We start from the raw sequence: 13,201 nt of genomic DNA, 5'->3' as shown, positions 1-13,201 counted from the left end.
GTTCGGGGTGCGCGACGGCTTTGTTGCACAAAGGGCGTTGGGATTCCCTGTGAGGGTCAGGAAGCGTAGGTGGGATGGATGCCAAAACCGACCATGCCGAAGTACCGCACGACGAACTGGAGCGAGTATAACGCAGCGCTGAAGCGCCGCGGGTCGCTGGAGGTCTGGTTTGACCCGGGCATGGATTGGCTGGCAGCCCCGATTGGTCGTCGAGGTCGGCCGATGCGGTTTTCGGACAGCGCGATCAGGGTTTGCCTGACGCTGAAGATAGTGTTCGGACTGCCGCTACGGCAGGTGACGGGACTGGTTGCCAGCCTGCTGAAGCTGGCAAAGCTGGATTGGCCGGTGCCGGATTACACGACGCTATGCCGTCGGCAGAAGACATTGGCGGTGTCACTTGATGGTCGCGCCAGTACGGGTGGTCTGCATTTGCTGGTCGACAGTACCGGGATCAAGATGATGGGCGAAGGCGAATGGAAGACGCGCAAGCACGGCGCTTCCTACCGTCGCCAGTGGCGTAAGGTTCACCTTGGGATCGACGCCGAAACCCTGGAGATCCGGGCCATCGAGGTCACAACCAATGCGATTGGCGACGCCGCGACACTGCCGGATCTGCTGGCGCAAATCCCGACGGACGAACGGATTACGATCGTCGGGGGTGATGGCGCCTACGACACCAGAAAGTGTCGGGCCGCGATCGCAGCCCGGGGCGCAGACGCGGTCATTCCCGTACGCCGGGGCGGCCAGCCATGGAAGAAGCCGGCGGCCGGCGCCGATGCTCGCAACGAAACGCTACGCGCGATGAAAAGGCTCGGTCGAACAATCTGGAAGAAGTGGAGCGGCTACCATCGCCGCAGCCTGGTCGAGACGAAGATGCACTGCTTCAAGCTGCTCGGCGAGCGCGTCGCATCGCGCACCTTTGATCGTCAGATTACCGAGCTCAAACTCCGTGCCGCAGTTCTCAATCGATTTTCACAAATAGGAACACCGACCACCATCCGCGTTGCATAGATCTCGTCAGTAAAACCATATTTGTGCTTAATTATCTTTGTGCAACAAAGCCACCGGGACACCTTTGGTGCTGCGCCGCCCGCAGATGTTTGGCCCGATCCCTGCGAACGATTCTCGGGAAATTTCCAGCGGATCGACCGGACCAGAAAGATGCTTCTGGGCGCGGAAGAGGCGACGTTGGTCGGGTTCATTTGCGCCGGCCTGGTCGTCCTGATCGTTCAAGATATGGTGGCGCTGGTTGCCGTTTTCCTCCTTGCCGTCGCGATCGTCACATGGATCCAGGGTGCGCGACTAAAGGCCGGCAGAACTGGTCGTCGTTTCGATCTGAACTTCGACGGTGGCGCTTGCGGGTTGGACGGATGCGGTAGCGGCGATGGCGGGTGCGGCGGGGGGTGCTCATGACCCACCCCGTCTTGCAACGGGCGACGAGGAGGGGCGCACCGCCGCCAAGCGAGACATGCGCGTCGACGGCGGTGCACGCCAGCACCAACCCGAATACTGTAAAGCTGTTCGCACTACCTTTGCTCCGGAGTGGGGCCCGCGGGATTTGCCGCCACGCGCACTGCGTCCTGATATTCGCTCACGAGCGGCAGAGGTGAACGGACGTCCGCTTTCGGCCTGCTCAAAGACACTGCTGCACGAGTGGTTCTGGGTCTTTGCCATCCCGTCTTTCGAGCGGCCGTGAGCCGCAAGTTTTAAGCTGTGCAAGCGCTGAGGGGGTGCTCGGATGTGCGCAGGTGAGGCGACTGGCCTCCTTCCGAAATGGGATCTCTAGCTTTGGGTGTCGGCTAAGCTACGCTGACCGTCATGGATCTGGTCTTTGGCTGGCGCACGGCTGTCCTCACGGTGGCAGCGGCAATTCTGCTTCCGCTGGCGGTCGGCTTGTCGGCGTCGTTCCACAACCGGCTGGCGGCGCGCGCGCTCGCCGCGCTGCTGATCGTCATGACCGGCGTCTTCGTGCCCTGGCTGATCGGGTTTGCCGGCTTTTACGATCGCTGGTGGTGGCTGACCTTCGCGCCTTTCTCGAACGCGCTGCTGGTCCCGCCGCTCCTCTATCTTCACGCTTATGCTCTCGTCACCGGCCGCTGGTCGCCCGCGGCATGGCGACACCTGCTGCCGGGCGCGATCCAGTTCGCCTATCAGGCTGCCGCCTTCCTCCTGCCGACGCCGCTGAAGCATTACTGGGCGGATCTTGCTTTCACGACCGGCAATGCGATCGTCGCATCGCTGCTCGCGATCAGCTTCGTCGTCTATGGCGCGTGGACGATCCGGCTGTTGCACGGCTACCGCGACGCTCTGTCGCAAAAGCGCAGCGACGACGCGCGGTTCGCGACGGCGTGGCTCAGCCGCACCGCCGTCGCCTATCCGTTGCTGGCGATCGTCTGGGCGGGCTGGCTGCTGGTCGATGCGGTGAAGCCGCTCGGCTATAGGGGGCTGATGCCGCTCTACGCCGCGATCGCGGGGTTCGCATTGTATCTCGGGATCGCAGGATGGCGGTATCTCGCGTTGCCGTTTCCGGCGCTCGACACACTGGAGCATCCGGAGGTGCGATCACCCGCCGTTCGAAACTGGCAGGCGCAAGGGGAGGAATGGGCGACGCGGATCCGCGATAACGGGTGGTATCGCGACGACGCGCCGACGCTGCGGCGGCTGGCGAGCCTGCTCGCGACCAACGAGACCTATGTGTCGCGCGCACTCAATGAGGGGCTGGGCGTCGGCTTTTCGGACTTCGTCAACGGTCTTCGCTGCGAGGACGTGGCCGCGGCACTGGCGGCGGATGATTCCCGGCCAGTCTTGGCGATCGCGCTCGACGCCGGGTTCTCGTCGAAGGCAAGCTTCAACCGCGCCTTCCAGCGGCGCTATGGTCGCTCACCGAGTGCGTATCGGGCGTCTCACAAACGATAAATCGCATGGCATGGGCGATGATGAGGCGACGCGTACGCGCTCGGCCATGCTTGAAGGGGGTATCCATAACGTCGGAGCCGACATGACCGCATCGCCACCGTCCCGCCGCACCGTGCTCGGCGGCCTCGGCGCCACCTTTGCAGCCTCGCCGCTGCTCGCCCGGACCTCATCCAGTCCGACGCTCCTCCGCGCCGCGGCGATGCGCGAGGACGTCGCGTTACTGCGCAGGGCATATGCCGAGCTCCACCCCGGCATCCACCGTTACAATACGCCCCGGGAGATCGATGCCCGCTTCACAGCGCTGGACCAGGCGGCGGCCATCCCCATGACGCTACGGGCGTTCTACCTCACGCTGTCGCGCTTTCTCGCGACCGTGCGCTGCGGCCATAGCTATGCCAATTTCTACAACCAGCGACGCGAGATCGCCGTCGCGTTGTTCGGAGCAGCGGATCGGTTGCCGTTCGACTTCCTCTGGATCGGCGACGCGATGGTCGTCACGGCCGATCCATTCGCCACGGGGATCTCGCCGGGAAGCCGCATCCTGGCGGTCAACGGCCGATCCGCGAGCGCCATTCTCGCCGCGCTCATGCCGCTCGCGCGTGCGGATGGGCACAACGATGCCAAGCGTCGCCGCCTTCTCTCGGTCCAAGGAGACGACCGCTACGAAACCTTCGACATCTTCTTCTCGATGCTGTTCGGGCAGGACCGCTATCAGCTGACGGTGGAAGACCCCTCCGGACGGCGACGTACCGCGACCGTTGCCGGCGTCTCGCTGGCGCAGCGCCGTACCACCGCGCACGCCGGCGTCGATGCGAGCGGCGACACGCCGGTCTGGACGATCGAGCGGCGCGGCGACGCCGCGCTTCTGTCGATGCCGAGCTGGGGTCTCTACGACAGCAAGTGGGATTGGCGCGGCTGGCTCGATCAGGCGGTCGACCGGCTGGTCGCCGAGCGGGTGCCGCGATTGGTCGTCGATCTGCGCGCGAACGAGGGGGGGCTCGACTGCGGTAACGCGCTTGCCGAACGGCTGGTGAACCGCGAGACGCCGTTCGAGGAGGTCCAGAGGCTCGTCCGCTACCGCACCGTGCCCGAGGACCTGCGGCCTGTGCTCGACACGTGGGACCGCAGTTTCGACCATCTGGGAGAGAATGCGACCAGGATCAGCGACCGGTTCCTCCGGTTCGATGCGCAAGGCGACCGGGTGGACCCGATCAGACCGCGCGGTACACGCTATGAGGGCGACGTGCGCGTTCTGATCGGCCCGCAAAACAGTTCGGCGACGTTCCAGTTCGCCGATTTCGTCCGCCGTAATCGCCTTGCAACGCTGATCGGTGAGACGACCGGCGGCAACCGGCGCGGGATCAACGGTGGCTGCTTCTACTTCGTGCGACTGCCTGCGACCGGGCTGGAAGCCGACCTGCCGCTGATCGGCCGGTTTCCGACGACCCCGCAACCCGACCGGGGTGTGAAGCCGGACATAGCAATCCCGATCACGCGGGCAGACATCGCGAAGGGCACGGATGGCCAGTTGATCCGCGCACTTGCGTGACGAATGGCCGCGGCTCCGAGCGCTTGCGTTCGGGATGAACGAACGACCGGAGCTGGTAAGCGGGAACCACTGCGAATGTCCGGGTCTGGCGCACCGCTGCCGTAGTCGTCGGGAGGTCGACCAAGATAGAGGTCTTAACTACCTTCATCAGCATGATTGCGAGATCCGATCAGACCCCCCGATCTCTGCCTCGACGAGGACGGGGCCGAACTCATCGCCTAGGCGCTGGATGACGCCGCGCTTACCTACCTTGAGGGTGCCTTGGCTGCGCTTCTGACGGACGGGCCAGGCGTTCCGATCGGGAGAGACGCAAGCTTAAGCCGTTTCTAGAAGTCGCAGGACCGATCGGTGGGAGAGCCGCCACCGCGTTCGGACCCGACGCGCGTCCTAACCATGACGCTGAGAACTCGCTCAAGGCTGAAATGGTCAGCCGGGTCGACCTGATCTTCGTTATGAGGAAGGCGCATCGGAGCAAGCTCCAGCTTCAAAGCTGGGTGGCTCTGGCAGACAAGCGCGCGATTTGTTTGACGTAATGAACAGTTTTGCATTTATGCAGCCGGAACTGGTCCGGCTGCTCGCGACGACGGTGAGCAGGCACCTACCAGCATGCGCCATGAAAACCGAGAAGCGGTCAAACTTGGAACATGAATTAGCAGCGATTGTGGGAAGCGGGTAGGCTGATCTGAGTGTCATCTATTGGAGGTGGGTTCAACGGGTCGCCGCAACACGCTCGGCGAACATTTCAGCCGGTGTCTGATACATCAAGGTCTTTCTGGGGCGCTCGTTGAGCTGGCGAGCGATGGCGCTGAGTTTGGCCTGGCTGTGGAGCGACAGATCCGTTCCCTTGGGCAGATATTGGCGCAGCAGGCGATTGGTGTTCTCGTTGGTACCGCGCTGCCACGGGCTTTGCGGATCGCAAAAATAGACGTCGACCTCGGTCGCCAGGGTGAAGCGCTTGTGATCGGCAAGTTCCTTGCCGCGATCCCAGGTCAGCGACTGATAGAGCTCGCGAGGCAGTTTGCGCGCCTGCTTGATCAGGGCCGAGACGACGCTGGCGGTCTCCTTGTTCGCCACCTTGGCCAGGATCACATAGCGTGACTGGCGTTCGACCAGCGTCACGATATGGCTGTTTCGCGTGCCCGAGATGAGATCGCCCTCCCAATGTCCGGGCACGGCGCGGTCCTCGACTGACGCCGGCCGTTCGCTGATCGATATCGCATCTTTGATCTGGCCAAGCCCGTCACGCTTCAGGCTGGCGTGGCGCGAGCGGCGGATCGTGCGCTTCGCCCGGAGATGCTCGAGCAGCTCCTTCTTCAGGACGCCACGCGCTGGATGAACAGGCTTTTGTAGATCGTCTCGTGTGACACGCGGTGCTGCTCTTCGTCCGGAAAGCTGCGCTTGAGCCAGCCAGCGATCTGCTCGGGCGACCAGCTGCGGCGCAGCTTGCGTGATACTGTTCGGCGTAAGTCGGGATGGCAAGCCAGCTTGCACGGCTTGGGGCGCAGCGCGCGATCCCACGCTGCCTGATCCGAGACGGTCCCGCGATACCGATCCCGACCGCCACCCCGGCCGACCTCGCGGCTGATCGTCGAAGGCGCCCGACCAAGCTGGGCTGCGATCGCTCTGAGCGAGCGGCCGACGATAAGACCTCTCGATATCTCCTCGCGCTCGCTCAGGCTGAGGGATCGGCCCGACCGCCTGCGCTCCGCCGGACGAATGCCGCCAGACGGCGACAGCACCGAGAAAATCGACGACGACTGCCGATCAAACCGCCGGCCGATCGAACTCATCGACTCCCCGCGCTGCCACCGGTCCCAAATCTCGGATCGCTGTGCCGCCGAGTAATAAATCCGCTGACGCTGCTTCATCCCCACACTCCTTCTCCTCAAAGAATGAAGTGTTGCGACCACCCGTTGAACCCACCCCTCTTTCCCGACAGGGCGGCTCCGGATCGCTACAAGCTTTATGCGGGGGTAGTGACGCCAGCTTGGACGGATCGTCTATTGGCTCTTCGCTGACTTGCGTCTGGTGGCTGGGGGGGCAGTCCCGCAACTTAGGTACGACTGCGTAGTTTCCGAGGCTGATCCGAACGGCGGCAAACGTCTAACTTAACGTCTCCTTGCAGCATGCGCCCAGCGTTCGGCAGAATGCTCTGCTCGGACATTCCGCGCAGCGCCGCTGCGCAGAAGATCGGGTCTTACGATGAGCATACAGGAACAGGTCGTCGCCCGCGATGGGAGGCACGCGGTGATTGTCTGCCATCCCGACCCTGACAGCTTCAACCATGCGATCGCTGCCCGCTACTGCGACGAAGTACGCGCGGCCGGGCAGACCGTTGTCGTGCGCGACCTCTATGCCATGCACTTCGATCCCATCCTGAAGGCGGACGAGCGACCGACGCTCGCCGATCCGGTCCGATCACACGATGTGATGACCGAGCACGAGATCCTGTTGGGGTGCGACGTATTCGTCCTGATCTATCCGATCTGGTTCGGGTCAGCGCCTGCCATGATGAAGGGTTATGTCGAACGGGTGTTCGGCGCCGGCGTATCGCCTGACGACGTTCGTCATCAGGCACGTGGCGACCTGCTCGGCAACAAGCGGCTATTGAGTTTCACCACCTCGGCGATGTCGGAACCCTGGCTTGCCCAGGAAGGGCAGGAGATGGGTCTGGGCGCGGTCTTCGACGACTATATCGTCCACGCCTTCGGCATGCACTCGCGCGAGCACAAACGGTTCGCGCTGATTACCGACAAGACGGGTCAGCAATCCGCCGCCAGCTATCTCTGGGAGGTGGCACAGCAGGCACATCGGACCTGCGCACAGGTCGCTTTCGGCGACGAAGCGCTAATGCACGATTCCCAGCTTGCGCGGCGATTTTCACGATGACGGCCCCCACGACTGCCGCATCGCCCATCATATCAAAGGAAGTCTCTATGCCGCACATGATGCAGGCTGCCGTCGTCGAGGCCTTCGGCGAACCGCTGACCCTTCGAGAGTTTCCAATCCCAACCGCCGGACCAGGGCAGATCTTGGTCAAAACCGAGGCGTGCGGGGTGTGTCACACCGATCTGCACGCCGCGCGCGGCGACTGGCCGGTCAAGCCGACCCCACCCTTCATCCCGGGCCATGAAGGCATCGGCATCGTCGTCGAGGTCGGTGCCGGCGTCGAGGTTGTGAAGCTCGGCGACCGGGTCGGCGTGCCGTGGATGTACTCGGCGTGCGGACACTGCGAATATTGCCTGTCGGCCTGGGAGACCGTTTGTCCCGACATCCAGTTCAGCGGCTACACCCGCAATGGCGGATTCGCCGAATACATCCTCGCCGACCCGAACTATGTCGCGCGCATCCCGGATGGATTGTCTGCGGTCGAGGCCGCGCCGATCATCTGCGCCGGCATCACGACCTATAAGGGCCTGAAGGAAACCGGCGCAAAGCCCGGCGAATGGGTCGCAATCTCGGGCGTCGGCGGGCTTGGCCATCTTGCCGTCCAATATGCCATCGCAATGGGGCTGCGGGTCTGCGCAATCGACGTCGATGATGGCAAGCTGGCGCACGCCAAAGCGCTTGGTGCGGAAGTGCTGGTCAATGCGCGTAGCACCGACCCGATCGGCGAGCTGAAGGCCGCGACCGGCGGGGGCGCGCACGGCGTGCTCATCACCGCGCCGTCGCTCGCCGCCTTTAACCAGGGCGTGGCGATGACGCGCCGGCACGGCACCTGCGTGCTCGTCGGCCTGCCACCCGGCGAGTTTCCACTGCCACTGTTCGATGTGGTGGCGAACTGCATCACTGTCCGCGGCTCATTCGTCGGTACCCGAAAGGACATGGCCGAGGCGCTGGCGTTCGCCGCGACCGGCAAGGTGAAGGCGGATATCGAGCTGCAACCGCTATCGGCGATCAACGCCGTCTTCGACCGCCTCGAACATGGCCAGGTGCCCTCGCGCGTCGTCCTCGATTTCGGAAACCAGTCATGAACGCGATCGAGACTCTACCGCACAGCCGTCGCGCCGAGCGGCATGCTCATACGCATCCGCTGACGCCGGACATGCTGCGGCGAATGGACGCTTATTGGCGTGCCGCCAACTATCTGTCGGTCGGCCAGATCTACCTGCGCAATAACGCGATGCTTGAGCGGCCGCTTACGATCACCGACGTGAAGCCGCGGTTGCTCGGCCATTGGGGCACGACGCCGGGGCTAAACTTCCTCTACGTCCACCTCAACCGGCTCATCGTCGAGCATGATCTGGACATGATAAACATTATCGGTCCGGGGCATGGCGGCCCCGGGTTGGTCGCGCACACCTATCTAGAAGGCTCGTACACCGAGCGGTATCCGGCGATCGAGCGTAGTCGTTCGGGCATGCACCGACTGTTCCGCCAGTTCTCCTGGCCGGGCGGTATCCCCAGCCACGTCGCCCCAGAGACGCCGGGGTCGATCCATGAGGGTGGCGAGCTGGGCTATTCGCTGGCGCATGCCTACGGCGCAGCGTTCGACAATCCCGATCTGCTCGTCGCGTGCGTGATTGGCGACGGTGAGGCGGAAACCGGCGCGCTGGCGGCAAGCTGGCATTCCAACAAGTTCGTGAACCCCGCACGGGACGGGGCGGTGCTGCCGATCCTGCATCTCAACGGGTTCAAGATCGCCAACCCGACAATCCTCGCACGCATCGACGCCCACGAGCTCGATGCGTTGCTGCGGGGCTATGGGCATGAGCCGATCTTCGTCGAAGGCAGCGATCCTGAGGTGGTTCACCAGCAGCTGGCGGTCGCGCTCGATCACGCGCTGGCGCGGATCAAGGCGATCCAGGCCGCGGCCCGCGTCGAAGGCACAATCCCGGAGCGCCCGCGCTGGCCGATGATCGTGTTCCGCACGCCCAAGGGCTGGACGGGGCCGAAGGTTGTCGATGGTAAGCCGGTCGAGGGAACGTGGCGCTCGCACCAAGTGCCGATCGCCGACTTCAAGGATCCCGAGCACCTGCGGCAGCTCGAGGCGTGGATGCGCAGCTATCGGCCGGAAGAGCTGTTCGACGCAAACGGCAAGTTTCTCAACGAGTACGCATCGTTGGCGCCGACCGGACATCGGCGGATGGGATCGAACCCGCATGCCAATGGCGGCGAGCTGCTAGCGCCGCTGTCGCTGCCGGACTTCCGCAGCTACGCAGTGCCGGTCACAGCGCCCGGGCAGGTCGATGCACCCGCCACGCGCGTGCTTGGCAAGTACCTGCGCGACGTGATGAAGCTCAACATGGCCACGGTGAACTTCCGCCTGTTCGGCCCCGACGAGACCGCCTCCAACCGGCTCGCCGATGTATACGACGTGTCGGGCAAGGTCTGGATGGCTGATATCGAACCCGTCGACGAGAACCTGACGACCGATGGCCGGGTAATGGAGGTGCTTAGCGAGCATCTCTGCCAGGGCTGGCTCGAGGGCTATCTGCTGACCGGCCGCCACGGGCTGTTCTCGTGCTACGAGGCGTTTGTCCATATTGTCGATTCGATGGTCAACCAGCACGCCAAATGGCTGAAGGTCACCAAGGGCATCCCGTGGCGCCGACCGATCGCCTCGCTCAACTACCTGCTGACCTCGCATGTCTGGCGCCAGGACCATAACGGCCTGTCGCACCAGGATCCCGGCTTCCTCGATCACGTCGCCAACAAGACCGCGGATGTGGCGCGGCTCTACCTGCCGCCCGATGCGAACACCCTGCTGTCGGTCGCCGACCATTGCCTGCGTAGCCGCGGCTATGTGAACGTCATCGTCGCGGGCAAGCAACCTGAAGCGCAATGGCTCAGCATGGACGCGGCGGTCCGGCACTGTACGGCCGGCGCCGGCATTTGGGACTGGGCAGGGGACGACGCTGATCCCGAGGTCGTCATGGCCTGCGCCGGCGACGTGCCGACGCTCGAGGCGCTAGCCGCAGTAACGCTGCTGCGCGAGTATGTGCCCGACATTCGCATCCGGGTGGTGAACGTCGTCGACCTGATGGTCCTGCAACCCCGCACGCGGCATCCGCACGGCCTCGACGAGCGCGAGTTCGACGCAATGTTCACGCGCGACAAGCCGGTGATCTTCGCGTTCCACGGTTATCCCGCGCTGATCCACAAGCTGACTTATGCCCGCGCGAACCACGCCAACATTCACGTGCGCGGCTATCAGGAGCGGGGGACAACAACGACACCGTTCGACATGGTCGTATTGAACGATCTCGATCGCTATCGCCTGGCGCTCGACGCGATCGAGCACATCCCGCGCTTGCGTGACCGCGTGCCGGCGGAAACGGCGCGCTACTGGACGACGATGGAGCGTCACAAGCTCTACATCGCCGAGAACGGCGACGACATGCCGGAGGTGCGTGACTGGCGCTGGCCGGCATGATCCAGCGCAGGATTGCGCTGGTGCTTAACAGCGGATCGTCGTCGCTGAAGTTCGCGGCGTTCGACTTGGCCGCGCCCGACCTGCCGGCGATCGTGACGGGACAGGTCGATCCGGCCGATGGCGACGCCGCATTCGCGGCGATCGACGCGGCGCTGGCGAAGGCCGGTGCGCCTTCGCCGATCGCGGTCGGGCATCGCATCGTGCATGGCGGACCGCAGCTGCTGCGGCATTGCCAGATCGATGCTGAGGTGATCGCCAAGCTGGAACAGGCTGAGCCGTTCGCACCGCTCCACGTGCCCGCGGCGCTGGCACTGTTGGCGACCGCGACCGCGCGCTACCCGGGACGTGCGCAGATCGCCTGTTTCGATACCGTGTTCCACGCCGGCATGCCCGACATCGCGCGGACGCTCCCGATCCCGCGGTCGCAGCGCGCAGCGGGGCTGCACCGGTATGGCTTCCACGGCCTGTCATGCGAGTCCGTCGTGCATCAGCTCGGGCCGAACCTGCCGACGCGGCTGGTAATCGCGCATCTCGGCAACGGCGCCAGCATCACTGCGGTGCGTGAAGGTCGGTCGATCGATACGAGCATGGGCCTGACGCCATCGGGCGGCGTCATCATGGGTACGCGGACCGGCGACATCGATCCTGGCGTGTTGATCCACCTGATGCGCGCGGGCAGCTATGGTCCGGCCGAGATGGAGCAGCTGATCGACAAGGAGGCCGGGATGCTCGGCATCTCCGGCCGGTCGGGCGATATGCGCGTCCTGCATGATGCCTCGCCCGATGCCGACGCAGATCTGGCCGTCGCCATGTTCTGCCGGTCGGTCGGCAAGCAGATCGCGGCGATGATGACTGCGCTGGGGGGCGCCGACATGATCGTGTTCACGGGCGGGATCGGCGAGCATGACGCGCCCGTGCGGGAGATGATCTGCGCAGATCTCGCTTGGGCGGGCGTAACGCTGGCAACGTCGGACGGGTTGACGCCCAAAGGGGTTTGCATTGCTCTCGCGCGCCCCTCACGCGAAGAAGCCGTCATTGTGCGCCATATGCGGGCGATAATCCCCGAGGCTGAGGTGGGCGAGTACCGTTTCCGGTCCCGCGACGCCCAGACTGCGCCTCTATGTATATTCCGATCGTCGAAGGTCGGGCAGCGAGGGGCTACTAGATTGGACAGCCATTCGAGGAACGATCATCGCGATCGCATGGCGCACCGATCAGGAGATCGTCGATGTACACGAACCCGGACGAAGCCGCATATTGCATCAACCGGATCGCGCGCTCTGAGGCCTTGGCTGCGGCATCGACCGACAGCTGCGCGCGTGCATCGCATGTCGGCATCGCCGAGGCCTATGGCGATCGGCTTACGTCGCTAACTAGGTCACGTGGACAAAGGTTGACGCGCGTCTGATCGCTTGATTCAAGGCTGCCTTTTGGAGGCGACGTTGGGCGAGCGGATTGGGGTTTCGGATGAGGAGTGGGCTCTGATCGGGCCCCTGCTGCCGTCGGAGCGAGGGCGTGGCTGCGACCCGCTGGCGACAACCGGCCCTATTTCGAAGGCATGGTGTGGATGGCGCGGACAGGCGCGCAATGGCGTCATTTGCCGGATGAATACGGCAAGTGGAACAGCGTGTTCCGGCGGTATCGTCGCTGGGTCGTGACGGGCGTGTTCGAAGCCATGCTGGAGACCCTCGCCGCTGCCGTCGAGCGGGATACCAGTGCCGACATGATCGACAGCACCGTAGTCCGGGCGCACCACTGCGCCGTCGGGCTAAAAAAAGGGATCAGGAATTCGAAGGGCTCGGCCGTTCGCGAGGAGGCTTCACGACCAAGCTGCACGCACGCTGCGATGGCCAGGGAAGGCCGCTATGTTTCGTCCTGACACCGGGGCAGGCCCACGACGTAAAGGGGTTCGGGCCCTTGTTCGGGATGCTGGCTGACCGGATCGAGGCGCTGCTTGCCGATAAGGGCTATGACGCCGATGCTATCCGACAGGAACTGGCCAAGGCGGATGTCGAGGCGGTCATTCCAACCAAGAGCAACCGTCGTATACCGATCTCGCACGATCGCGAGAAATACCGTTGGCGTAATCTCGTCGAGCGCCTGTTCAGCAAACTCAAGAACTGGCGCCGTGTCGCAACGCGTTATGACAAGACCGCAGAGTCATATCTCGGCTTCGTGGCGCTAGCTTCAGTTACGCTGTGGCTGCCCTTTGTCCACGTGGCCTAGGTCGCTGATACATCCTCGCCGCGCCGGAGCGACATTGGTCGAAACCACGGTCGATGCTTGAGGCCGCATCGCAGCCCCCCCGTCGCCGTCTTTCGGGCGAGCGCGCTCGCGCGCTGGGATAACGAAGGTGGGGC

General features: G+C 64.1%; 8 protein-coding genes and 2 pseudogenes. 9 read left to right on the top strand and 1 reads right to left on the bottom strand.

The features are described from left to right. The first annotated feature begins 78 nt into the window (after window positions 1–78). From NI18_RS02390 to NI18_RS02375, 4 genes are all read left to right on the top strand, one after another. The gene (locus tag NI18_RS02390; protein ID WP_037527770.1) at window positions 79–1,011 is read left to right on the top strand and encodes an IS5 family transposase; all 933 of its coding nucleotides are present in this window, start codon (window positions 79–81) and stop codon (window positions 1,009–1,011) included. Window positions 1,012–1,050: 39 nt separating this feature from the next. Further along, window positions 1,051–1,413, top strand: a complete 363-nt coding sequence (locus tag NI18_RS25455; protein WP_128082039.1) for a hypothetical protein — start codon at window positions 1,051–1,053, stop codon at window positions 1,411–1,413. A 405-nt stretch (window positions 1,414–1,818) separates the two neighbouring features. After that, window positions 1,819–2,916 carry an AraC family transcriptional regulator gene (locus NI18_RS02380; RefSeq protein ID WP_198526924.1) on the top strand — a complete coding sequence of 366 codons (1,098 nt, stop codon included), beginning with the start codon at window positions 1,819–1,821 and terminating at the stop codon, window positions 2,914–2,916. Between the two features lie 82 nt (window positions 2,917–2,998). Next, window positions 2,999–4,465 carry a S41 family peptidase gene (locus NI18_RS02375; RefSeq protein ID WP_037527874.1) on the top strand — a complete coding sequence of 489 codons (1,467 nt, stop codon included), beginning with the start codon at window positions 2,999–3,001 and terminating at the stop codon, window positions 4,463–4,465. Window positions 4,466–5,173: 708 nt separating this feature from the next. Here NI18_RS02375 and NI18_RS02370 read toward each other — a convergent pair. Next, window positions 5,174–6,333: pseudogene (locus NI18_RS02370) on the bottom strand (IS30 family transposase). 334 nt (window positions 6,334–6,667) lie between these two features. Here NI18_RS02370 and NI18_RS02365 point away from each other — a divergent pair. From NI18_RS02365 to NI18_RS24060, 5 genes and pseudogenes are all read left to right on the top strand, one after another. After that, entirely contained in the window at window positions 6,668–7,354 is a 687-nt protein-coding gene (locus NI18_RS02365) for an NAD(P)H-dependent oxidoreductase (protein ID WP_128082037.1), read from the top strand. Between the two features lie 47 nt (window positions 7,355–7,401). Then, window positions 7,402–8,439 carry an alcohol dehydrogenase AdhP gene (gene adhP / locus NI18_RS02360; protein WP_037527766.1) on the top strand — a complete coding sequence of 346 codons (1,038 nt, stop codon included), beginning with the start codon at window positions 7,402–7,404 and terminating at the stop codon, window positions 8,437–8,439. After that, on the top strand, window positions 8,436–10,841 hold the full coding sequence (locus NI18_RS02355; protein ID WP_084214966.1) for a phosphoketolase family protein: 2,406 nt from the start codon (window positions 8,436–8,438) through the stop codon (window positions 10,839–10,841). The genes adhP and NI18_RS02355 overlap by 4 nt, the downstream gene beginning before the upstream one ends. Then, window positions 10,838–12,214: a hypothetical protein gene (locus NI18_RS02350; RefSeq protein WP_084214964.1), complete on the top strand. Its 1,377-nt coding sequence runs from the start codon at window positions 10,838–10,840 to the stop codon at window positions 12,212–12,214. The genes NI18_RS02355 and NI18_RS02350 overlap by 4 nt, the downstream gene beginning before the upstream one ends. A gap of 81 nt (window positions 12,215–12,295) precedes the next feature. Further along, window positions 12,296–13,067, top strand: a pseudogene (locus tag NI18_RS24060) (IS5 family transposase). The last annotated feature ends 134 nt before the right edge of the window (window positions 13,068–13,201 follow it).

This window comes from Sphingomonas sp. Ant20 (genome assembly GCF_000783375.1).
Lineage (GTDB): Bacteria > Pseudomonadota > Alphaproteobacteria > Sphingomonadales > Sphingomonadaceae > Sphingomonas > Sphingomonas aerolata.
Note: the sequence above shows the minus strand (reverse complement) of the source record. Positions and strands in the feature narration are given on the sequence as shown.

Excerpts from the sequence above, each read along its gene's own strand:
- NI18_RS02390 (WP_037527770.1), top strand. The coding sequence starts at position 79 with ATGCCAAAACCGACCATGCCGAAGTACCGCACGACGAACTGGAGCGAG.
- NI18_RS02380 (WP_198526924.1), top strand. The coding sequence starts at position 1,819 with ATGGATCTGGTCTTTGGCTGGCGCACGGCTGTCCTCACGGTGGCAGCG.
- NI18_RS02375 (WP_037527874.1), top strand. The coding sequence starts at position 2,999 with ATGACCGCATCGCCACCGTCCCGCCGCACCGTGCTCGGCGGCCTCGGC.
- NI18_RS02365 (WP_128082037.1), top strand. The coding sequence starts at position 6,668 with ATGAGCATACAGGAACAGGTCGTCGCCCGCGATGGGAGGCACGCGGTG.
- adhP (WP_037527766.1), top strand. The coding sequence starts at position 7,402 with ATGCCGCACATGATGCAGGCTGCCGTCGTCGAGGCCTTCGGCGAACCG.
- NI18_RS02355 (WP_084214966.1), top strand. The coding sequence starts at position 8,436 with ATGAACGCGATCGAGACTCTACCGCACAGCCGTCGCGCCGAGCGGCAT.
- NI18_RS02350 (WP_084214964.1), top strand. The coding sequence starts at position 10,838 with ATGATCCAGCGCAGGATTGCGCTGGTGCTTAACAGCGGATCGTCGTCG.